Here is a 21,376-nt window from a genome sequence, read left to right as displayed (position 1 = left end):
TCAGAAGTGAAACGCCGTAGCGCCGATGGTAGTGTGGGGTCTCCCCATGCGAGAGTAGGGAACTGCCAGGCATTAATTAAAGTGAAGAGGCCATCCTGAGGGATGGCCTTTTTGCGTTCATGCACCCGGGTGCAGCCGGATGACGCTGCGCTTATCCTGCCTGCAAAAAACCTGTGCCGCCCGCGTACTATCGTCCCAGCCAACGCAAAACAAATGTAGCGATCTGTGGTATATCATTGATATCTAATAGCGGGACATCCAGGGAAAGCGGAATGTCGCTGGCGACGGCGATCACATGTTCATCAATGGTCAGCTCATCCACTTCATGCCCACCCCCCTGTCGGAATAACAAGATCTTCGCCACCGCTTCGTGCTTAAAACCTTCAACAAGCACTATATCCAGCTTGGAAGCATCCATTCGACTCACCAGATACGTTAAATCCAGCTCAGGTTCTTCCGGTGTTTCTGTCATCAGCGCCCAACGTTGCCGACTGGCGACAAGCGTTTGTGCTGCGCCTGCCTTGCGTAACTCGTAACTGTCTTTGCCGGGCTTATCTACGTCCATATTGTGATGAGTATGTTTAATTAATCCTGGGCAAACCCCTCTGGCGCATAACGCTGGAATCAATTTCTTGAGCAGCGTAGTCTTACCGGTGCCGCTCCATGCGGCTATGCCGAGTAGTGGGATCATGATTTCTCCTGCCATCTGGCGAGTTCTTCCGGCGTATTCACATTCACAAATGCCTGTTTAAAATCACTGAAATCAACAGCATGACCACCGGCCTGGCGCATAAAGACCATGACTCGCCGTTCACCTGACCGGAGATATTCCTGTAAGAAAGGTGCTACGGAGCGATTAACCAGTGCAATTGTCGGGTGGTCCCGCTCGCCGTCGTGAACCCATACGACAGGCGCGTTATTACGCTGAGCTTTTAAACGCGCAACCAGATTGCGGGGAATGTAAGGCGTGTCACAAGGGCAAAACAGAAACCAGTCTCCCTTCTCTTGCTGTAAAACAGACAACATACCCGCCAGAGGCCCCGGAAAATCGGCCAGTGAATCGGGGATCACTTTCAGACCGCTTTGTTGATAAATATCCTGATGGCGATTCGCGTTAATCACGACGGTTTCAAGCTGAGACGCCAGCGTATCAGCAACATGCTTCCAGAGTGGTTTGCCATCCAGCTCAAGCAGACCCTTATCTGCCCCCCCCATTCGCCTGGCCTTACCGCCTGCCAGCACAACCCCCGTTATTGCACTCTCCAGATTCACTGATATCGCCTCTTTTATTGTGGGATTGACCCTGCTAACGTATCTACATCAAATTAAGGAGCACAGCCATGAAATGTAAACGCCTGAATGAAGTCATTGAACTCCTGCAACCAGCCTGGCAGAAAGAGCCCGATCTTAATCTGCTGCAATTTTTACAGAAACTGGCGAAAGAGTCAGGTTTTGACGGTGAACTGGCGGATTTAACCGACGACATTCTGATCTATCACCTGAAAATGCGTGGCTCCGCAAAAGATGCGGTGATTCCTGGCATTCAGAAAGATTATGAAGAAGATTTCAAAACAGCGCTATTACGCGCACGCGGCGTGATTAAAGAGTAAAACCTTGTAAGCGGCGCCACCGAAATCGCCACAAAATGATATCCTGAATCATTCGTAGTATTTTCCGGATGATGGGATGAACGACAACGCTTTTACTTTCCAGACATTACACCCGGATACCATCATGGATGCGCTGTTTGAACAGGGAATCCGGGTGGATTCCGGTCTTACCCCGCTCAACAGCTATGAAAACCGCGTCTATCAGTTTCAGGACGAAGACCGTCGACGCTTTGTCGTTAAGTTTTATCGCCCTGAGCGTTGGTCTGCCGATCAAATACGGGAAGAGCATCAGTTTGCACTGGAACTGGTAAAAGATGAGGTGCCGGTCGCGGCGCCGCTTGTCCTCAATGGGCAGACGCTACTGAACCACCAGGGATTCCACTACGCGATTTTCCCAAGCGTCGGTGGGCGACAGTTCGAAGCGGATAATATCGATCAGATGGAAGCGGTAGGACGCTATCTGGGTCGCCTGCATCAGACTGGGCGTAAACACCCTTTTGCCTTCCGGCCGACAATGGGCCTGGAAGAGTATCTCATTGAACCTCGCAAACTTTTCGAAGACGCACCACTGATTCCCTCGGGGCAAAAAGCGGCTTTCCTGAACGCGACGGACACCCTTATTGCTGCCGTTACCGAACGTTGGCATACCCGTTTTGAGATGCTGCGTTTACACGGGGATTGCCATGCCGGAAATATCCTCTGGCGTGATGGCCCGCTGTTTGTCGATTTAGATGATGCCCGCAATGGCCCTGCCGTTCAGGATCTGTGGATGCTGCTGAATGGCGATAAAGCCGAGCAGCGGATGCAGCTTGAAACGATTATCGAGGCTTATGAAGAAGTTAGTGAGTTCGATACTGCTGAAATAGAACTTATTGAGCCTTTACGCGCGATGCGTTTGGTTTATTATCTTGCCTGGCTGATGCGTCGCTGGGCTGATCCTGCGTTTCCTAAAAATTTCCCGTGGTTAACCGGGGAAGATTACTGGCAACGGCAGACTGCGACATTTCTTGAGCAGGCAAAAGTACTGCAAGAACCCCCTTTACAATTAACGCCAATGTATTAAACGGACACATCAGGAGAGAGTTGATCATGAAAAAGATTTGGCTGGCGCTGGCTGGTATGATTTTAGCTTTTAGCGCATCGGCAGCGCAGTTCAGTGATGGTAAGCAATACATCACACTGGATAAGCCCGTTGCTGGCGAGCCTCAGGTTCTGGAGTTTTTCTCCTTCTACTGCCCGCACTGCTATCAGTTTGAAGAAGTGCTGCACGTTTCTGATAACGTGCAGAAAAAGCTGCCTGAAGGCACCAAAATGACCAAATACCACGTTGAGTTCCTGGGCCCATTGGGTAAGGACCTGACGCAGGCATGGGCTGTGGCGATGGCACTGGGCGTAGAGGATAAAATCACTGCGCCGATGTTTGAAGCAGTACAGAAAAACCAGACCGTTCAGTCTGCTGCCGATATTCGCAAAGTATTCGTTGATGCGGGTGTGAAAGGTGAAGACTACGATGCGGCATGGAACAGCTTCGTGGTGAAATCACTGGTTGCGCAGCAAGAAAAAGCGGCCGCTGATCTCCAGCTTCAGGGGGTACCGGCGATGTTTGTAAACGGCAAATATCAGGTTAACCCGCAAGGGATGGATACCAGCAGCATGGATATCTTCGTACAACAGTACGCCGATACCGTGAAACATCTGGTTGAAAAGAAATAAAAAAATCGCCGGTCATTGACCGGCGTTTTTGTTTTCCGCTTTAATCTTTTCTATCTGTTCGTCTTTTTCATTCCAGAGTGCATTCAACCAAAGCTGGAAACGGCGTTTGAATCCTTTGTCGTTCACATAGTCACCGTGTAGCTCTTCTTTAATCGGCTCCAGATCGATACGTACCACGATGCGCGTCAGTTTACCGCTCAACATATCGTAGAATGGTTTCCGATCGTTTTCCGGGTAGCAGAGGGTAACGTTGAGCAGCTTATCGAACTGAGACCCTAATACGTTTAGCGCCATCGCGATCCCCGCCGCTTTTGGTGGGAGAAGGTTTTTATATGGCGAGCGAGTTTGCCGACGTTTCTCTTCGGTAAAACGCGAACCTTCGACAAAATTTACGATCGTTGTGGGATGCGCGCGAAATTTCTCGCAAGAACGGCGGGTTGTTTCTACATCTTTACCGCGTTGTTCGGGATGACGGAGCAAATAAGCGCGCGAGTAGCGTTTCATAAACGGCATATCCAGCGCCCAGCAGGCCAGGCCGATAAACGGCACCCAGGCTAACTGCTGCTTAAGAAAGTATTTGTTCATTGGAATGTGCTTACGGAACAGAACGCAAAGCACCACGATATCGGCCCAGCTGTGATGGTTACAAATAAGCAGATACCAGTTTTTCTTGTTCAGGCCTTCCAGCCCTTCCACGTCCCATTTAAGCCACGGATTGAGATGCAGCAGCAGCGCCAACCCTTCACACCAGCAGTACATCATGAAATTACAAAAAACGGATACCTTGCGCCAGACGACAGGAATGGGCAAAAGGAGCTTCACGATCCCGGCAAGGATGATCGGCACAGAACAAAAAATAGTGACCAAAATGGTCAATACGATACTCAGCAACAGCGTTATCGCAGCGAGTATTCTTGTCATAATTAAATTATTCAACGGGTTAGCCATAAATAGTGCGCGAAAGAGACGCAAGGGGCTGATTTTATCAGAAAACGCATCAAATGACGGGTCTTAGCGAAACAGAAAAAATATTGATATCTATCCACACACTGAGATAACGCTGAATAATGGGATAAAGTTCTGGTGATTTAATTAACATATTGAAAAATATGAGTAAGTTTAATGAAAATTAAATCATCAGGATGAAATTAAATGAAATGTAATAATTTATGCACAAAGTTATCCACAGCTCGCTTTGCGAGCGATCCAGAAGATCTACAAAACTTTTTCGACAAATGCGGCGAAAAACTCATGTTTTCATCCTGTCTGTGGCATCCTTTACCCATAATCTGATAAACAGGCACGGACATTATGGTTCAGATCCCAGAAAACCCACTTATCCTTGTAGATGGCTCATCTTATCTCTATCGCGCGTATCACGCCTTTCCTCCTCTGACGAACAGCGCAGGGGAGCCTACAGGGGCGATGTACGGTGTTCTCAACATGCTGCGCAGCCTGATTATGCAGTATCAACCGACGCATGCCGCAGTGGTATTTGATGCCAAGGGTAAAACCTTCCGTGATGAGTTATTCGAACATTACAAATCGCATCGCCCGCCGATGCCTGATGACCTGCGTGCGCAGATTGAACCGCTGCATGCGATGGTAAAAGCGATGGGCCTGCCGCTGCTGGCCGTTTCGGGCGTGGAAGCGGACGACGTTATCGGTACGCTGGCGCGTGAAGCCGAGAAGGTGGGCCGTCCGGTGCTGATCAGCACCGGTGACAAAGATATGGCCCAACTGGTGACACCAAATATCACGCTGATTAATACCATGACCAATACGATTCTGGGCCCGGATGAAGTCGTGAACAAGTACGGTGTTCCACCCGAATTGATCATCGATTTCCTGGCGCTGATGGGCGACTCTTCCGATAACATTCCTGGCGTGCCGGGCGTGGGTGAAAAAACCGCCCAGGCGCTCCTTCAGGGGTTAGGTGGGCTGGATACCCTGTATGCCGAATCAGATAAAATTGCGGGCTTAACCTTCCGTGGCGCGAAAACCATGGCCGGGAAGCTTGAGCAGAATAAAGAGGTGGCTTACCTCTCTTATCAACTGGCTACCATTAAAACGGATGTCGAACTGGAGCTAAGCTGCGATCAGCTTGAAGTACAACAACCAGCGGCTGAAGAGTTGCTTGGCCTGTTTAAGAAATATGAATTTAAGCGCTGGACCACCGATGTGGAAGCGGGTAAATGGCTACAGGCGAAAGGTGCGAAGCCCGCAGCAAAACCGCAGGAATCCATTGTTATTGATGAAACGCCAGACGTGCCTGCGACCGCGCTTTCTTACGATAACTACGTCACTATCCTGGATGAAGCGACGCTGGAAAGCTGGATTGAGACGCTGAAAAAGGCGCCCGTTTTTGCATTTGATACCGAAACGGACAGCCTGGATAACCATGCGGCGAATCTGGTCGGTCTCTCTTTTGCTATTGAACCGGGCGTGGCGGCCTACGTTCCCGTGGCGCATGACTACCTGGATGCGCCCGATCAGATTTCCCGCGAGCGAGCGCTGGAGCTGTTGAAGCCGCTGCTGGAAGATGAGAAGGCGCGTAAGGTTGGGCAAAACCTGAAGTACGATCGCGGCGTATTGCAGAACTATGGCATTGAGCTGCGCGGTATTGCTTTTGACACTATGCTCGAATCCTACATCCTGAACAGCGTTGCTGGTCGCCATGATATGGACAGCCTGTCCGAACGCTGGTTGAAGCATAAGACCATCACTTTTGAAGAGATTGCCGGTAAAGGTAAAAATCAGCTGACCTTTAACCAGATTGCCCTGGAAGAGGCCGGACGTTATGCCGCAGAAGATGCGGACGTTACGTTACAGCTGCATTTGAAAATGTGGCCAGAGCTACAGCAGTACAAAGGGCCGCTGAATGTCTTCGAGAATATCGAAATGCCGCTGGTGCCGGTGCTTTCCCGCGTAGAGCGTAACGGTGTAAAAATCGACCCGGCCGTGCTGCACAAGCATTCAGAGGAGATCACGCTGCGTCTGGCGGAGCTGGAGAAGAAGGCGCATGAGATCGCCGGAGAAGAATTTAACCTCTCTTCTACCAAACAGTTGCAAACCATTCTGTTTGAAAAACAGGGTATTAAGCCGCTGAAGAAAACGCCGGGCGGCGCGCCGTCCACCTCGGAAGAGGTGCTGGAAGAGCTGGCGCTGGACTATCCGCTGCCGAAGGTGATTCTGGAATATCGCGGGCTGGCGAAGCTGAAATCGACCTACACCGATAAACTCCCGCTGATGATCAACCCGAAAACCGGGCGAGTGCATACCTCTTATCATCAGGCGGTGACCGCGACGGGGCGTTTATCGTCTACCGATCCTAACCTGCAAAATATTCCGGTACGTAACGAGGAAGGACGCCGTATTCGTCAGGCGTTTATCGCTCCGCAAGATTACGTCATCGCATCAGCGGACTACTCGCAGATTGAACTGCGTATTATGGCGCACCTTTCCCGCGATAAAGGTCTGTTAACCGCCTTTGCCGAAGGAAAAGATATCCACCGGGCGACGGCTGCTGAAGTGTTTGGACTGCCGCTGGAGAGCGTTACGGCTGAACAGCGCCGCAGCGCCAAAGCGATTAACTTTGGTCTGATCTACGGCATGAGCGCATTCGGTCTGGCGCGTCAGCTCAATATTCCGCGCAAAGAGGCGCAGAAGTACATGGATCTCTACTTCGAACGCTACCCTGGCGTACTGGAATATATGGAACGCACGCGCGCTCAGGCAAAAGAGCGAGGTTATGTTGAAACGCTGGAAGGGCGTCGTCTCTACTTGCCGGATATTAAATCCAGCAATGCTGCGCGTCGTGCCGGTGCGGAACGTGCCGCCATCAACGCTCCGATGCAGGGGACGGCAGCAGACATCATCAAGCGCGCTATGATTGCCGTCGATAAATGGCTGCAAGATGAACAGCCGCGCGTGCGTATGATCATGCAGGTACACGATGAACTGGTGTTCGAAGTGCATAAAGATGATCTCGACGTGGTATCGAAAAAGATCCATCAACTGATGGAAAACTGCACGCGTATTGATGTGCCGTTGCTGGTGGAAGTGGGTAGCGGCGAAAACTGGGATCAGGCGCACTAAGGCTTTACTGAATAACGCGCTTTTTTCGTAACTAAGCAACATAAGATAGAACGTTTTGTGATGATCATTAGAATTCCCTATGTAAAGAATGAAAAAAAATTACAAAAAGTGCTTTCTGAGCTGCTCAAAAAAGAGTAAAGTTATTCGCGTAGGGTACAGAGGTAAGATGTTCTATCTTTCAGACCTTTTACTTCACGTAATCGGATTTGGCTGAATATTTTAGCCGCCCCAGTCAGTAATGACTGGGGCGTTTTTTATTTTGCTCGTCATACTTCAAGCTGCATACGCGTTGGCTTAGAATTACTCGGCTCATCCCTTACGGGCCGCCGCTTCGCGGCGTTCAAATCTGTTCCAGACAGATTTGTCGCTCACCCCAGTCACTTACTTATGTAAGCTCCTGAGGATTTGCTGTGTTGCCGCCTTAGAGCAAGAATAAAGAACTGTAGGCCGGATAAGACGCGCAGCGGCGCCATCCGGCATATCGGTGGGTTATTCCCCGTCCTGCGTCTCTTCCACGGGAGCCAGATCGTTAAACCAGCTATCCAGTTTCTGACGTAATTTATCCACGCCTTGCTTCTTCAGGGAAGAAAACGTTTCTACCTGCACATCGCCGTTAAAGGCCAGTACCGCTTCACGCACCATATTCAGCTGCGCTTTACGTGCGCCGCTGGCCAGTTTGTCCGCTTTGGTGAGTAAAACCAGAACCTGAATGTTGCTCTCTACGGCCCACTGGATCATCTGCTGGTCGAGATCTTTTAACGGGTGACGGATATCCATCAGTACCACCAGGCCTTGCAGACTCTGACGTTTTTCCAGATATTCACCCAGCGCGCGTTGCCACTTACGCTTCATCTCTTCCGGGACTTCTGCATAGCCATAGCCGGGCAGGTCAACCAGACGTTTGCCTTCAACCACCTCAAACAGGTTGATGAGCTGAGTACGGCCCGGTGTTTTGGATGTACGCGCCAGACTCTTCTGATTCGTAAGCGTGTTCAGCGCGCTGGATTTGCCTGCATTGGAACGGCCAGCAAAAGCCACTTCGATTCCGGTATCGGAAGGTAAATGGCGAATATCAGGCGCACTCATCACAAAGTGCGTCTGTTGATAATTCAAATTAGTCAAAGCGGTCGTCTCCGTCAGTCAAAGCTTTGCAGCGATTATACCTGAACAGCGGCAAAAGACGGATTTTTCAGCATGGGGATGTGTGTAAGCTAAAACCATGCTCTTTGTGAGACATTGCCGATTGTTCTTATGCGAAATTTCAGAGTAAGCGCAGGTCGAAAATTAAGATAAAATAATAAAATCATAACGTTATGTTTCAGACAATATTCTGAAAAGTGGACATTCGCGTTTCGATTACTTGTGCGTTTATGCCAGAAGAGTAAAGTAGCATCCATAGCGAGGAAGCTGTCAGGATTACGACTCAGGATGAGGGTCAGGAGCGCCAGGAGGCGAAGACGCAGGATTTGTCAGGAAGACAAACGTTCGGAGACGTTAGTAAAAGGAAATGGAAACAACACGGAATGTTTCAGGCTAAGGGAAAAACAGGGCGTGTTGGTAGCCAACAGGGATCGTAGAGCCCGTTAGGGTTGTTAGACAGCAAAAAAGGCGACAGATTACTCTGTCGCCTTTTTTCTTTATAGGGTTTCTGCTAGATTCCGCGGCAAATGAAACTCGTCATACTTCAGGTTGCATGTGCGTTGACTTCCTGCAACTCGAATTATTTAGAGTATATACTGACTAAAACAGCCAAAGACGAATCACTATGAAATCAACTTCTACACCACGCGGTAAAGGTCCCGCAAAAGCGCGTCGTAAAACACGCGAAGAGCTGAATCAGGAAGCGCGCGACCGTAAGCGTCAGAAAAAACACCGTGGTCATGCGGCGGGGAGCCGTGCGACAGGTGACAACGCGGCTTCAGGCGGTAAAAACCAGAACAAGCAGAAAGATCCACGAATTGGCAGTAAAACCCCCATTCCCCTGGGTGTGACCGAAAAAGTCACCAAACAGCACAAACCGAAGAGTGAGAAACCTATGCTTTCACCGCAGGCTGAGTTGGATTTACTGGAAACGGATGAGCGCCTGGATGCGCTGCTGGAACGTCTGGAAGCAGGCGAAACCCTAAGTGCGGAAGACCAAACCTGGGTAGATGCCAAACTGGATCGTATTGATGAGCTGATGCAGACGTTGGGCCTCTCTTATGATGACGATGAAGAAGAGGAAGAGGACGAAAAGCAGGAAGATATGATGCGCCTGCTCCGGGGCGGCAACTAACGGGTTTACACCGTGGGCCTTCCCGTCCTGCTTATAACCCTTCCGGTTGTATGTTATCTGGTGTGGTTATTCGTTAAACTACAGCGGTTGTCGCGGCGACAGAAGTGGCTGCGCAACCGGTTTATTACCCGTAGTGGGGTAAAGCCGGTACGCCGTACCCGCCAGCGACGCCATCGGAAGGAGTGAGCATGTCTGAACAGTTGATAGACTGGGATCTGGCCCTGATCCAGAAATATAACTATTCCGGGCCACGATATACCTCGTATCCCACAGCGCTGGAGTTTTCGGAAGACTACGGCGAAGAGGCATTTCAGCACGCTGTGGCGCGTTACCCTGAACGTCCGCTGTCTCTGTACGTTCATATCCCGTTTTGCCATAAATTGTGCTACTTCTGCGGTTGCAACAAGATTGTGACCCGCCAGCAGCATAAGGCCGACCAATATCTCGATGCGCTTGAACAAGAAATTATTCATCGCGCGCCGCTGTTTGCCGGACGTCGCGTTAGTCAACTGCACTGGGGCGGCGGAACGCCAACGTACCTGAATAAAGCGCAAATCAGTCGGTTAATGACGCTTCTGCGTGGAAACTTTCATTTTAACGACGACGTCGAAATCTCGATCGAAGTCGATCCCCGTGAAATTGAGCTGGATGTGCTCGATCATTTACGCGCGCAAGGGTTTAACCGCCTGAGTATGGGGGTGCAGGACTTCAATAAAGACGTTCAGCGTCTGGTTAACCGCGAGCAGGATGAAGAGTTTATCTTCTCGCTGCTCAATCATGCGCGCGAGATAGGCTTCACCTCGACGAATATCGATCTGATTTACGGGCTGCCAAAGCAAACGCCGGAAAGCTTCGCCTTTACGCTCAGACGCGTGGCAGAGCTGAGCCCCGATCGCCTGAGCGTCTTTAACTACGCTCATTTGCCCACGTTATTCGCCGCTCAGCGCAAAATCAAAGAGGCTGACCTGCCCAGCGCGCAGCAAAAACTCGATATCCTGCAAGAGACCATCTCATCGCTGACGGAGACGGGCTATCAGTTCATCGGGATGGATCACTTTGCCCGCCCGGATGACGAGCTGGCCGTTGCCCAGCGTGAAGGTGTTCTGCATCGTAACTTCCAGGGCTATACCACTCAGGGCGATACGGACCTGCTGGGGATGGGCGTTTCCGCCATCAGTATGATTGGCGACAGCTACGCGCAGAACCAGAAAGAGCTGAAGCGCTACTATCAGCAGGTGGATGAGCTGGGGAATGCGTTATGGCGCGGCATTGTGCTGACCCGCGATGACTGCATTCGTCGGGATATTATTAAGTCGCTGATCTGCAACTTCCGTCTCGATTACGCAGCGGTTGAACAGCAGTGGGATCTCAACTTCGCGGCGTACTTTGCGGAAGATTTAGCGCTGCTGGCGCCGCTGGCGAAAGATGGGCTGGTGGATGTGGATGATAAGGGGATTCAGGTTACGCCGAAAGGCCGTCTGCTGATCCGTAACATCTGTATGTGCTTTGATGCTTATCTGCGCCAGAAAGCGCGGATGCAGCAGTTCTCACGGGTGATTTAGTGGCGTTGCCCGGTGGCGCTACCGCTTACCGGGCCTACAAGTTAACATCAACCGTAGGTCGGATAAGCGGTAGCGCCATCCGGCACGCATTTAGCTAAACAGCCCAACCAGCGCTGCACACAGCACTGCGGCAACCGCAGTTTGTGGCGTGTGGCTGTCGACCGCTCCGCTCGATACCAGATTGATTAATGATTCCAGCATGATGATTCCCCCTGTTTGCCGGGCATGATCATACTCAACTCATCGGAACAGTAAAGCGCAAAATAACGGCAATTTGCGCTTAAATATTAATCTTTACACAACGACGAATCGTCACTCCATACCCAGCTCTTTTAGCTTGCGAGTCAGGGTGTTACGACCCCATCCCAGCAGCCGTGCCGCTTCCTGTTTGTGCCCCTGGGTATGACGCAGCGCGGTGGTTAACAGCGTACGCTCCAGCTCAGGCTGCGCTTCAGAAAGCAGGTTTTGATGACCGGAACGCAACGCGCGATCCGCCCACTGCGCCAGCAATGTGGCCCAACTGTCTGACTGTATGTGCGACTGGCTGTCTGGCACCGTGGCTTCAAACAGCTCGCCGGGTAAGTCCTGAATCAGAACCTCCTGTCCGGCGGCCATCACCGTTAACCAACGGCAGGTATTCTCCAGTTGACGCACGTTGCCAGGCCAGGCCAGACGCGTCAGCGCCGCTTCGGTTTCCGGGTGGAGCAATTTGGCTTCGACGCCCAGCTCGCGGGCAGCCACTTGCAGGAAATGCCGCGCCAGGCGTGGAATATCTTCCCGACGCTCGCGCAGCGGCGGCAAATGTACGCGAATCACGTTCAGGCGGTGGAACAGATCTTCACGGAACTTACCTTCCTGTACGCGTAATTCCAGGTTCTGATGGGTGGCGGCGATAATCCGCACATCAACCTTCACCGGCGCATAGCCACCAACGCGGTAAAACTGCCCATCGGCTAAGACGCGTAGCAAACGCGTCTGCACATCCAGCGGCATATCGCCGATTTCATCGAGAAACAGCGTGCCGCCGTCGGCCTGCTCAAAGCGCCCCTGACGAATGGTATTCGCCCCGGTGAACGCCCCTTTTTCATGACCAAACAGTTCGGACTCGATCAAATCCTTCGGAATAGCCGCCATATTCAGGGCGATAAAGGGAGCTTTAACGCGTGGGCTATGGCGATGCAGCGCATGGGCGACCAGCTCTTTACCGGTCCCGGACTCGCCGTTGATCAGCACGCTGATAGACGAGCGTGAGAGGCGGCCAATAATGCGAAAGACATCCTGCATCGCGGGCGCTTCGCCGATGATATCGGTTGTCGGGCCGTTGATCTGGACATTGCGTGGCTGTTGCTGCTCCTGATAATGGCTGATCGCGCGTTCAACCAGCGCGACCGCTTCGTCAATATCAAAAGGCTTTGGCAGATAATCAAACGCGCCTTGTTGATAAGCGCTGACGGCGGCATCGAGATCGGAATGCGCCGTCATTATGATGACCGGAAGCATGGGGTGACGCTGTTTGATCTGTTTTAACAGCGCCAGTCCGTCCATTCCCGGCATACGGATATCCGACAGCAGGACATCCGGCGTTTTACTCGCCAGCGCGTCCAGCACTTCGTTGCCGTTTTCAAATGTGGTGCAATGTAATCCCGCCCCGGCGAGCGCACGTTCAAGCACCCAACGGATGGAACTATCGTCATCGACTACCCAGACTATCCCTCGTTGCATAAACGTCACCTTTATTTCCTGATAGGCAGGTAAACCGAGAACTCGGTATGACCCGGCCAACTGGTAAATTCAATTTTGCCGGAATGCTGATCAATCAAATTACGGGCAATGGATAAGCCCAGCCCGGTGCCGCCTTCGCGACCGCTGACCATCGGGTAAAACAGCGTGTCCTGTAAATGGGACGGAATACCCGGCCCGTTGTCCTCAACGTCGATGCGCGCCGCCAGGCGATAACGCACGCCATGCAGCGTCAGCTGGAATGCGGTACGGGTACGCAGAATGATTTCACCGCCTTCCGGCCCTAACGCCTGTAAAGCGTTACGCACGATGTTCAGCAGGACCTGTTCAATCTGGTCCGGGTCGTGAGGCAGTTCCGGCAGACTGGGGTCATAATCACGAATCAGCGTGACGTTCTCTGGCAGCTCCATCGACACCAGTGCGACGACGCGTTCTGCGACTTTGTGGATACTCTCCGTGACGTGCATACCCGGCTGTTGCGGCCCCAACAGTCGGTCAACCAGATTACGCAGCCTGTCGGCCTGCTCAATAATGACTTTGGTGTACTCCAGCAACGCCGGGTCAGGCAGGGCTTTACTGAGCAGCTGGGCCGCGCCGCGTAAACCACCAAGCGGGTTTTTGATCTCATGCGCCAGACCGCGCACCAGGTCGCGGGCGGCGATTTGCTGGGCATGCTGAAGCTGTTCCTGGCTCAGGCGACGCTGGTTATCCATCGGCGCCATTTCCAGCAGGATGAAGTTATCCGGCAGGCGCTGGGCGGTTAACGAGAGAATATGAGAGCGCCCGTCGATCACCAGCGTGACTTCGTTGTCCGTAAATCCCTGACCTGCTTCCAGGCTTTCGCGCATCAGCCCAATATTTAATGAAAAATAGCTCAACAGCTCAGGCAGCGGCGTACCAAACAGCTTGCGGGCGCTTTGGGCGAGCAGCTGTTGTGCGGCCGGGTTGGCGTAATGCACCGCCAGCTCGTCGTCGACCAGTAAGATGCTGTTGATTAAAGAATTGAGGATCTGCCCAGCATCGGGCTGCGTGCCTGTTGCCATTTAGCAGTCTCCTGGAATAGTTTGCACCAATTTAGTGCATTATAGCTTTTTACGTGTAAAAAGCGCGTGGGATCAGAATGTTGGTGGAGAAAAAAGCCCATCGTGTGATGGGCTACAGATGAGTGGCAAACGTTGTGCCGGATGGCGGCTTTGCCTTATCCGGCCTACAAGGTGATGTTACCGGTAGGCCTGATAAGCTTGCGCCATCAGGCGTCTTATCATTCGCCATCAATCTCAAACCTGCCTGAACAGGCTAAAAGTTCCACGGCAACTCAACGATTAAACGCTGTAGTACAGCTCAAACTCTACCGGGTGCGGCGTCATGCGCACGCGGTCATTTTCTTCAATGCGCAGGGCGATGTACGCGTCGATCGCTTCATCAGTGAACACGCCGCCTGCTTTCAGGAATTCACGGTCAATATCCAGCTCGTTGAGCGCTTCTTCCAGAGAGCCTGCAACCTGTGGGATCTCTTTCGCTTCTTCCGGCGGCAGGTCATACAGGTTTTTGTCCATCGCTTCGCCTGGGTGGATCTTGTTCTTAATACCGTCAAGACCCGCCATCAGCAGAGCGGCAAAGCACAGGTACGGGTTTGCAGCCGGGTCCGGGAAGCGCACTTCGATACGACGCGCTTTCGGAGAGGCCACAACCGGAATACGGATAGAGGCAGAACGGTTACGGGCGGAGTAGGCCAGCATGACCGGTGCTTCATAACCCGGAACCAGACGTTTGTAGGAGTTGGTGGTCGGGTTCGCCAGGGCGTTGATCGCTTTTGCGTGTTTGATTACGCCGCCGATGTAGTACAGCGCCTGCTCAGACAGACCCGCATATTTGTCGCCGGAGAACAGGTTAGTCCCGTTTTTGGACAAGGACATGTGGCAGTGCATACCGGAACCGTTATCGCCGAACATCGGTTTTGGCATAAAGGTCGCAGTTTTACCGAAACGGTGAGCGACGTTGTGCACAACGTATTTGTAGATCTGAATTTCGTCCGCTTTTTTGGTCATGGTGTTGAAGCGGGTTGCCACTTCGTTCTGACCTGCGGTTGCCACTTCGTGGTGGTGAGCTTCTACAACCAGACCCATCTGCTCCATAACGGAACACATTTCAGAACGGATGTCCTGAGAAGAGTCTACCGGCGGAACCGGGAAGTAACCGCCTTTTACTGCCGGACGGTGACCTTTGTTGCCACCTTCGTACTGGGTGGAGGAGTTCCATGCGCCTTCGATATCGTCGATAGCGACGTGGGAACCGGAGATAGAAGAACCGAAGCGGATATCGTCAAACAGGAAGAACTCTGGCTCTGGCCCGAACAGAACGGTGTCTGCGATGCCGGTAGAGCGCAGGTACTCTTCCGCGCGCTTGGCGATGGAACGCGGGTCGCGATCGTAGCCTTGCAGGGTGCCTGGCTCCAGGATGTCGCAACGAATAATCAGCGTAGAATCAGCGTAGAACGGGTCAATGACCGCAGTGGATGCGTCCGGCATCAGAACCATGTCGGATTCGTTGATACCTTTCCAGCCACCGATCGAGGAGCCGTCAAACATTTTGCCTTCTTCAAAGAATTCGGCATTCACCTGATGAGCAGGAATCGTGACGTGCTGTTCTTTACCTTTGGTATCGGTGAAGCGCAAATCAACAAACTTCACTTCATGCTCATTCAGCATCGTCAAAACGTGTTCAGCGGACATACTTAACTCTCCCGGATTGGTCATTGTCGTCGTGGTAACGAAGTCTTCAATTCTGCAAAAATTGGCCGTGTCGCCGTAAAAAATACAAAGCGAAATCTGTGCCAACTTTTAAATTGCCCCTAAAAGGCGTTATCATGCGCACCATCGTGCAAAAGGGCCGCACCATAGTGGATATGTTGCACCAATATAGTGCTTTAATGTGAACATTAAGCACCATGTTGGTGCAATGGACAGTGAGTGACCCTTTTAACGCTCCGTGAAAGCGATCACAAAGAAACTCTGCAATACTTGTTTGCGGAGGATCTCTGTGATCCTGTTTTGTAGTGCGATTAATCCGTGTACAATAACGCGCTATTTCTAATGCCTGAGGCAAAGTTGTGATCGAAAATTTGCGTAACATCGCCATCATCGCGCACGTTGACCACGGTAAAACTACCCTGGTCGATAAGCTGCTACAGCAATCCGGTACGTTTGATGCGCGTGCCGAAACTCAAGAGCGTGTGATGGACTCCAACGATTTGGAGAAAGAGCGTGGGATTACCATCCTCGCTAAAAACACTGCTATCAAATGGAATGATTACCGTATCAACATCGTTGATACCCCAGGACACGCCGACTTCGGTGGTGAAGTTGAACGTGTAATGTCCATGGTAGACTCCGTGCTGCTGGTGGTTGACGCATTTGACGGCCCGATGCCGCAGACGCGCTTCGTGACCAAAAAAGCCTTTGCTCATGGCCTGAAGCCGATTGTTGTTATCAACAAAGTTGACCGTCCTGGCGCGCGCCCTGACTGGGTTGTAGACCAGGTATTCGACCTGTTCGTTAACCTCGACGCGACCGACGAACAGCTGGACTTCCCGATCATCTACGCTTCGGCGCTGAACGGTATCGCAGGTCTGGATCACGAAGATATGGCGGAAGACATGACCCCGCTGTATCAGGCGATCGTTGACCACGTACCGGCACCGGACGTTGACCTGGACGGCCCGCTCCAGATGCAGATCTCTCAGCTGGACTACAACAACTATGTTGGCGTTATCGGCATTGGTCGTATCAAGCGCGGTAAAGTGAAGCCGAACCAGCAGATCACTATCATCGATAGCGAAGGCAAAACCCGTAACGGTAAAGTGGGCAAAGTGCTGACTCACCTGGGTCTGGAACGTATTGATAGCGACCTGGCGGAAGCGGGCGATATCATTGCAATCACCGGTCTGGGCGAGCTGAACATCTCCGACACCATCTGCGATCCGCAGAATGTTGAAGCGCTGCCAGCGCTGTCTGTTGATGAGCCGACCGTTTCTATGTTCTTCTGCGTAAACACCTCTCCGTTCTGCGGTAAAGAAGGTAAATACGTGACCTCTCGTCAGATCCTTGAGCGTCTGAACAAAGAACTGGTACACAACGTTGCGCTGCGCGTTGAAGAAACCGAAGATGCGGACGCGTTCCGTGTATCCGGTCGTGGTGAACTGCACCTGTCCGTTCTGATTGAAAACATGCGTCGTGAAGGTTTCGAGATGGCGGTTTCCCGTCCGAAAGTTATCTTCCGCGAAATTGACGGCCGTAAACAGGAGCCGTACGAAAACGTCACGCTGGACGTCGAAGAGCAGCACCAGGGTTCTGTGATGCAGGCGCTGGGCGAGCGTAAAGGCGACCTGAAAAACATGAATCCAGATGGCAAAGGCCGCGTACGTCTCGACTACGTGATCCCAAGCCGAGGTCTGATCGGTTTCCGTTCAGAGTTCATGACCATGACCTCCGGTACGGGTCTGCTGTACTCCACCTTCAGCCACTACGACGATATCCGTCCGGGCGAAGTGGGCCAGCGTCAGAACGGCGTACTGATCTCCAACGGTCAGGGTAAAGCGGTTGCGTTCGCACTGTTCGGTTTGCAGGATCGCGGTAAGCTGTTCCTGGGTCACGGCGCGGAAGTTTACGAAGGCCAGATCATCGGTATTCACAGCCGTTCTAACGACCTGACCGTAAACTGCCTGACCGGTAAGAAACTGACCAACATGCGTGCGTCTGGTACTGACGAAGCAACGGTTCTGGTTCCGCCGATCAAGATGACCCTGGAGCAGGCTCTGGAGTTCATCGATGACGACGAACTGGTAGAAGTGACTCCAACCTCTATCCGTATTCGTAAACGTCACCTGACGGAAAACGATCGTCGTCGTGCAATGCGCGGCGCGAAAGAAGAGTAATACGGGCTTACCGTGAAATGCCCGATGGCGCTTCGCTTATCGGGCCTACAAAATCGGCCTGATAACTCCGATTCGTAGGCCGGATAAGGCGTTAGCCGCCATCCGGCAACAAAAAGCCGCTGATTTCAGCGGCTTTTTTTGACTCTCGATTTATTACTGTAAGCTGCTATTGTGGTAAATCTCATGTCCGACGACTGACTGAACTCTCCACCTCCCTCCCTCCCGGACCATACAATCAACGACAATGTGATCGCGTTTTTTGCCAAATGACACATATACATTCACACAAACCGGATCATAATCGGATGAAACTACGGTTACGTTGGTTGGCCAGTCATCGCCGATGTATTGCGCCTTGATAAAGAAGTCAGCGTCATAAAATTCATCGTCCGCGTATTTAGGATCTTGCGCATGACGCAGCTTTTTCATCGTGTCTGACGTAACAAAGTTATCAATTTCATGACCGACGCTGATAGGATAAATATCTTTATTTATCTGATTAATATACCATTTATTGAATTCAAGCGCCCGAGATATGGGGGTTTTATCATCAATTGCGCCAAATGTTGCGAAACTGATGGAAAGTAATATCAATAATTTCAATAATTCTTTCATATTAATTGTGCCTGTAAAGTTTAAAAGCAGGATGTAGCTCCCTGTAATGTGGGCCAGGGTACATACTGCGTTGAATGAAATCGGAATACCATGTTCCCATCCCATCGTAAATACAGGTATGACCATATTGATGCGGGCCAGGTAATGCGCTTATCACTGCGACATCTCCTTCCATCGGTTCACCATAAACTTGCCTGAATCCGGCACGCTCAAGTGAACGATCAAAATTCATGGCATTGGCTCCCTCAATCTGAATACCGCCAGCTCGTATCGCGGCTGCAACGGCACGGGCACAAAAATGAGTACTTTGTTGGTGTGCATGCTGGCGTGCAAAGGTTACTGCGGAATGTTTATTCCATGACATTATAATAACTCCTTTATTGTTAATATATACCAATGTATTTCGCATTACATCAAGGTGGCGACGTAGCTGTGTCGCTACCGTCCTGCTACTTGAATTATGTAAGGTATAAAAAAGAAGTTATTACATTATTTATATAGGATGTGTATTATTAAATGTTTTCTATATATTAATGAAAATAAATTATTATTATAATTTAAATGTTTTCATAAAAATTAAAAATGCGATCTTTCAGTTGAAGATCGCATAATTAAAATCAGAAGAAATATTTTACCCCGACACGAATCTGGTTTTGCTCTCGATGGTAGGGCTCCACATTGCGATCCAACCAACGTAACTCTAAGTACGGCAGCCAGTTCTGGTTAATCCGGTATCTGAAAGTATTGGTAATTTCCCAGTGGTGTTTGGTTCCGTTGCTGCTGTTAAAATCATTCACATTATAAAAATAGTGTGGCTCAAAGGTATAAGAAAATTTATCAGTAATGATGAAATTCCAGTAGTTGCCGATTTCATAGCTATCGTTATTATCTAATTCACCATTTAAATCAGTAGAACTGTAGTTATTATGGTTGTAACGGTTACGAACCGTCAGGTTAAACCACGGCGTGAATTTATAATTGACGTCCAGATAAACAGCGCCGCCAGAACCGATGCTTTTATCGTTTATCAGACCACCGGGTTGAATGGTTAACCGGTCCGTCGGTTTAAATAACGGATACCAACCCTCAATTTCATTATAACCATGCTTTAATTCATCATCACGCTGTAGCGTATAGGTGTTGGTCAACATAATTCCAGCCCCCATATCGGAGTTGTAGCCAACGCGCAGCATGAATTCCATTTGATCGGATGCCAGATTATAGGCTTCGCGGTTTTCCACATAAGCGCCCGCAAAAACAGAAGTGGAGATAACAGAGGATAACAGCATTATTGTGTTCAACGTTTTCATAGTAAATCCATTTTTTAAGCGTAGGGAGCCGCTATCCATCGAAATGGATAGAGCGGCAATTATTTTATTTAATTAGAACAGAGGTTTTTTAATGGCTTACAACGCCGGTTTGTATCGATTGTTTCTTTCGTTGGCTAATTTCCTCAATAATAAAAGCAAAACGTTTTTCATTGAGCTTATAAAAAAAGCCCATTGTGAGAGCGGCGATAATCGCCAGGCCGCATGGCCAGAGAAATATCAGCTGACGCAGGCCAAGTAACGTCTCCGCGCTTTGCGCTATGTTCGGCACGTAGCCAATTTGCGTCAGCATAATGCCGGGCAAGAAACCCGCCAGCGCCGCAGAAATTTTTCGTGAGAAGGTATAACCGGTATAGACCGACCCTTCCGCACGAATGCCTGTTTTCCATTCGCCGTAATCGACCGTATCAGGAACCAGCGCCCAGTTCAGGCTGTTAACGAACGCGGTGCCGAAAAACGCCATGCAGGAGAAGATCACGAACAGGAAAGAGGTTCCGCCCCAGAGAAAGTTCAGCACATCGCCGATAGCCCACAGCGTCAGACCGCCGAGATAGACCTGCTTTTTCCCAAACCTTTTTACGGTTACGGGCACCAGCAGTACGCCGACCAGAATGCACCCCATACTGAAAAATCCCATCCATGACAGCAAATGGATGTCGTTCAGCACGTACTGGGTGTAATAGACCTGAATCGCCAGTTTGATGTTAAACGCGGCCAGCGTACATAAGTTGGCCACGCAGAGCACCAGCAGCGGCGGATTGCGGAAAATCGCACAGAAGGATTTAAGAATGCTGGGCTTATGGTGGGCCGGAACGATATCGATATACCGTTCTTTCACCCCGCTGAAACACCACCACATACTGAACAGGCCGCAAACGGAGAAAATCAGCGCGGCTACCAGATAACCCAGAGAAGATGACTGGGTAAAGAGCGCCTGAATCGGCATAAAGCCAACGGTACACAGCAACAGACCGAGCGTTGCGCCGCCCTGACGCCATGCTGCGAGTTGGGCGCGCTCATGCGGGTTTCTGGTGATAGCGGGCACCATCGCCCCGTATGAGCAATTCATCAGGCTGTAAAACAGGCCAAACAGCATGAACAGTACGGTTGCCAGCGCTGTTTTGACCGTCAGTGTAAAATCGGTGGCGAGAAACTGCGCGCTGGCAACCAGCGCGACAGGAAATGATGCATACAGAATGAAAGGGCGAAACTTACCTTTAGCGCCAATATGACGACGGGAATCCAGCAGCACTCCCGTCAACATATCGGTGAACGCGGTAAAGAATTTCGCCACCAGAAAGATAATCCCACCGTAATATGCGGGCATCCCCAGTTCATCGGTATAAAACTTAAGCAGATACAGCGTACCGATACACAGCATCAAATTTGAGCCGAAGTCACCCATGCCATAGGCATATTTTTCCCGTAGGCTCAGTTTTAGCGTCAGCGGATCATGGTCAGACATAATCGCTCCTCAATAACGCCCCGAAGGGCGCCTTTAT

At 50.9% G+C, this 21,376-nt stretch carries 20 protein-coding genes and 1 pseudogene; 9 read left to right on the top strand and 12 right to left on the bottom strand.

Translation table 11 applies throughout. The features are described from left to right. Nucleotides 1–187: 187 nt before the first annotated feature. Both mobB and mobA read right to left on the bottom strand, forming a co-directional pair. Nucleotides 188–691, bottom strand: coding sequence for a molybdopterin-guanine dinucleotide biosynthesis protein MobB (mobB, locus tag OGV79_RS05720; protein ID WP_077956821.1), 504 nt, complete (start codon nt 689–691; stop codon nt 188–190). Beyond that, complete coding sequence (gene mobA, locus OGV79_RS05715; RefSeq protein ID WP_060815954.1) at nt 688–1,272, bottom strand: molybdenum cofactor guanylyltransferase MobA; 585 nt, start codon at nt 1,270–1,272, stop codon at nt 688–690. Before mobA ends, mobB begins: the two co-directional genes overlap by 4 nt. Nucleotides 1,273–1,340: 68 nt before the next feature. Between mobA and OGV79_RS05710 the strand changes: the two genes are divergently transcribed. From OGV79_RS05710 to dsbA, 3 genes are all read left to right on the top strand, one after another. After that, the gene (locus OGV79_RS05710; protein WP_058668362.1) at nt 1,341–1,610 is read left to right on the top strand and encodes a YihD family protein; all 270 of its coding nucleotides are present in this window, start codon (nt 1,341–1,343) and stop codon (nt 1,608–1,610) included. 76 nt (nt 1,611–1,686) lie between these two features. After that, nucleotides 1,687–2,673 (top strand): serine/threonine protein kinase, encoded by a 987-nt coding sequence (locus tag OGV79_RS05705; protein ID WP_058668363.1) that lies wholly within the window; start codon nt 1,687–1,689, stop codon nt 2,671–2,673. A 26-nt stretch (nt 2,674–2,699) separates the two neighbouring features. Further along, nucleotides 2,700–3,323, top strand: a complete 624-nt coding sequence (gene dsbA, locus OGV79_RS05700) for a thiol:disulfide interchange protein DsbA (protein WP_286468125.1) — start codon at nt 2,700–2,702, stop codon at nt 3,321–3,323. Nucleotides 3,324–3,335: 12 nt separating this feature from the next. On the opposite strand, the gene yihG is transcribed toward dsbA, so the two are convergent. Beyond that, nucleotides 3,336–4,271: a 1-acylglycerol-3-phosphate O-acyltransferase, YihG family gene (gene yihG, locus OGV79_RS05695; protein ID WP_047459928.1), complete on the bottom strand. Its 936-nt coding sequence runs from the start codon at nt 4,269–4,271 to the stop codon at nt 3,336–3,338. 363 nt (nt 4,272–4,634) lie between these two features. Here yihG and polA point away from each other — a divergent pair, with 363 nt between their 5' ends. Next, a complete protein-coding gene (gene polA / locus OGV79_RS05690) occupies nt 4,635–7,421 on the top strand; it encodes a DNA polymerase I (RefSeq protein WP_049009351.1) in 2,787 nt (928 codons plus the stop codon). Between the two features lie 166 nt (nt 7,422–7,587). After that, nucleotides 7,588–7,635: a small protein SpfP gene (gene spfP / locus OGV79_RS21680; protein WP_071892919.1), complete on the top strand. Its 48-nt coding sequence runs from the start codon at nt 7,588–7,590 to the stop codon at nt 7,633–7,635. A gap of 275 nt (nt 7,636–7,910) precedes the next feature. Here spfP and yihA read toward each other — a convergent pair whose 3' ends face one another. Then, entirely contained in the window at nt 7,911–8,543 is a 633-nt protein-coding gene (yihA, locus tag OGV79_RS05685; RefSeq protein WP_024130677.1) for a ribosome biogenesis GTP-binding protein YihA/YsxC, read from the bottom strand. 240 nt (nt 8,544–8,783) lie between these two features. Here yihA and OGV79_RS05680 point away from each other — a divergent pair. The 3 genes and pseudogenes from OGV79_RS05680 (at nt 8,784) to hemN (ending at nt 11,258) form a co-directional block, all read left to right on the top strand. Next, nucleotides 8,784–9,008, top strand: a pseudogene (locus OGV79_RS05680) (hypothetical protein). A 178-nt stretch (nt 9,009–9,186) separates the two neighbouring features. Further along, nucleotides 9,187–9,696 (top strand): Der GTPase-activating protein YihI, encoded by a 510-nt coding sequence (gene yihI, locus OGV79_RS05675; protein WP_200076278.1) that lies wholly within the window; start codon nt 9,187–9,189, stop codon nt 9,694–9,696. Nucleotides 9,697–9,884: 188 nt separating this feature from the next. After that, the gene (gene hemN, locus OGV79_RS05670; protein ID WP_071259434.1) at nt 9,885–11,258 is read left to right on the top strand and encodes an oxygen-independent coproporphyrinogen III oxidase; all 1,374 of its coding nucleotides are present in this window, start codon (nt 9,885–9,887) and stop codon (nt 11,256–11,258) included. A gap of 90 nt (nt 11,259–11,348) precedes the next feature. Here the strand turns inward: hemN and OGV79_RS05665 are convergent, their stop codons facing one another. The 4 genes from OGV79_RS05665 to glnA all read right to left on the bottom strand — a co-directional run bounded on the left by OGV79_RS05665 (nt 11,349) and on the right by glnA (nt 15,730). Further along, nucleotides 11,349–11,459: a YshB family small membrane protein gene (locus tag OGV79_RS05665; protein WP_096753919.1), complete on the bottom strand. Its 111-nt coding sequence runs from the start codon at nt 11,457–11,459 to the stop codon at nt 11,349–11,351. 111 nt (nt 11,460–11,570) lie between these two features. Next, nucleotides 11,571–12,980: a nitrogen regulation protein NR(I) gene (gene glnG, locus OGV79_RS05660; protein ID WP_047463826.1), complete on the bottom strand. Its 1,410-nt coding sequence runs from the start codon at nt 12,978–12,980 to the stop codon at nt 11,571–11,573. A gap of 11 nt (nt 12,981–12,991) precedes the next feature. Beyond that, nucleotides 12,992–14,041, bottom strand: a complete 1,050-nt coding sequence (glnL, locus tag OGV79_RS05655; RefSeq protein ID WP_047459914.1) for a nitrogen regulation protein NR(II) — start codon at nt 14,039–14,041, stop codon at nt 12,992–12,994. A gap of 279 nt (nt 14,042–14,320) precedes the next feature. Then, the gene (gene glnA / locus OGV79_RS05650) at nt 14,321–15,730 is read right to left on the bottom strand and encodes a glutamate--ammonia ligase (protein ID WP_024130676.1); all 1,410 of its coding nucleotides are present in this window, start codon (nt 15,728–15,730) and stop codon (nt 14,321–14,323) included. Nucleotides 15,731–16,107: 377 nt separating this feature from the next. Here glnA and typA point away from each other — a divergent pair, with 377 nt between their 5' ends. Next, the gene (gene typA, locus OGV79_RS05645; RefSeq protein ID WP_012133937.1) at nt 16,108–17,931 is read left to right on the top strand and encodes a ribosome-dependent GTPase TypA; all 1,824 of its coding nucleotides are present in this window, start codon (nt 16,108–16,110) and stop codon (nt 17,929–17,931) included. Nucleotides 17,932–18,084: 153 nt separating this feature from the next. Here typA and OGV79_RS05640 read toward each other — a convergent pair whose 3' ends face one another. The 4 genes from OGV79_RS05640 to OGV79_RS05625 all read right to left on the bottom strand — a co-directional run bounded on the left by OGV79_RS05640 (nt 18,085) and on the right by OGV79_RS05625 (nt 21,339). Next, nucleotides 18,085–18,546, bottom strand: a complete 462-nt coding sequence (locus tag OGV79_RS05640; protein WP_110494844.1) for a YqhG/Tai3 family protein — start codon at nt 18,544–18,546, stop codon at nt 18,085–18,087. Nucleotide 18,547: 1 nt separating this feature from the next. Continuing rightward, nucleotides 18,548–18,910 carry a CHAP domain-containing protein gene (locus OGV79_RS05635; protein WP_071259439.1) on the bottom strand — a complete coding sequence of 121 codons (363 nt, stop codon included), beginning with the start codon at nt 18,908–18,910 and terminating at the stop codon, nt 18,548–18,550. 253 nt (nt 18,911–19,163) lie between these two features. Next, on the bottom strand, nt 19,164–19,856 hold the full coding sequence (ompL, locus tag OGV79_RS05630; RefSeq protein WP_024130675.1) for a porin OmpL: 693 nt from the start codon (nt 19,854–19,856) through the stop codon (nt 19,164–19,166). An 88-nt stretch (nt 19,857–19,944) separates the two neighbouring features. Continuing rightward, nucleotides 19,945–21,339, bottom strand: coding sequence for an MFS transporter (locus tag OGV79_RS05625; RefSeq protein ID WP_012133935.1), 1,395 nt, complete (start codon nt 21,337–21,339; stop codon nt 19,945–19,947). Nucleotides 21,340–21,376: the final 37 nt, after the last annotated feature.

This window comes from Citrobacter sp. CK185, assembly GCF_030333565.1.
Taxonomy (GTDB): domain Bacteria; phylum Pseudomonadota; class Gammaproteobacteria; order Enterobacterales; family Enterobacteriaceae; genus Citrobacter_B; species Citrobacter_B koseri.
Note: the sequence above shows the minus strand (reverse complement) of the source record. Positions and strands in the feature narration are given on the sequence as shown.

Excerpts from the sequence above, each read along its gene's own strand:
- mobB (WP_077956821.1), bottom strand. The coding sequence starts at position 691 with ATGATCCCACTACTCGGCATAGCCGCATGGAGCGGCACCGGTAAGACT.
- OGV79_RS05640 (WP_110494844.1), bottom strand. The coding sequence starts at position 18,546 with ATGAAAGAATTATTGAAATTATTGATATTACTTTCCATCAGTTTCGCA.
- dsbA (WP_286468125.1), top strand. The coding sequence starts at position 2,700 with ATGAAAAAGATTTGGCTGGCGCTGGCTGGTATGATTTTAGCTTTTAGC.
- yihI (WP_200076278.1), top strand. The coding sequence starts at position 9,187 with ATGAAATCAACTTCTACACCACGCGGTAAAGGTCCCGCAAAAGCGCGT.
- glnL (WP_047459914.1), bottom strand. The coding sequence starts at position 14,041 with ATGGCAACAGGCACGCAGCCCGATGCTGGGCAGATCCTCAATTCTTTA.
- OGV79_RS05625 (WP_012133935.1), bottom strand. The coding sequence starts at position 21,339 with ATGTCTGACCATGATCCGCTGACGCTAAAACTGAGCCTACGGGAAAAA.
- yihG (WP_047459928.1), bottom strand. The coding sequence starts at position 4,271 with ATGGCTAACCCGTTGAATAATTTAATTATGACAAGAATACTCGCTGCG.
- glnG (WP_047463826.1), bottom strand. The coding sequence starts at position 12,980 with ATGCAACGAGGGATAGTCTGGGTAGTCGATGACGATAGTTCCATCCGT.
- hemN (WP_071259434.1), top strand. The coding sequence starts at position 9,885 with ATGTCTGAACAGTTGATAGACTGGGATCTGGCCCTGATCCAGAAATAT.
- ompL (WP_024130675.1), bottom strand. The coding sequence starts at position 19,856 with ATGAAAACGTTGAACACAATAATGCTGTTATCCTCTGTTATCTCCACT.
- OGV79_RS05705 (WP_058668363.1), top strand. The coding sequence starts at position 1,687 with ATGAACGACAACGCTTTTACTTTCCAGACATTACACCCGGATACCATC.
- OGV79_RS05635 (WP_071259439.1), bottom strand. The coding sequence starts at position 18,910 with ATGTCATGGAATAAACATTCCGCAGTAACCTTTGCACGCCAGCATGCA.
- OGV79_RS05710 (WP_058668362.1), top strand. The coding sequence starts at position 1,341 with ATGAAATGTAAACGCCTGAATGAAGTCATTGAACTCCTGCAACCAGCC.
- polA (WP_049009351.1), top strand. The coding sequence starts at position 4,635 with ATGGTTCAGATCCCAGAAAACCCACTTATCCTTGTAGATGGCTCATCT.
- OGV79_RS05665 (WP_096753919.1), bottom strand. The coding sequence starts at position 11,459 with ATGCTGGAATCATTAATCAATCTGGTATCGAGCGGAGCGGTCGACAGC.
- glnA (WP_024130676.1), bottom strand. The coding sequence starts at position 15,730 with ATGTCCGCTGAACACGTTTTGACGATGCTGAATGAGCATGAAGTGAAG.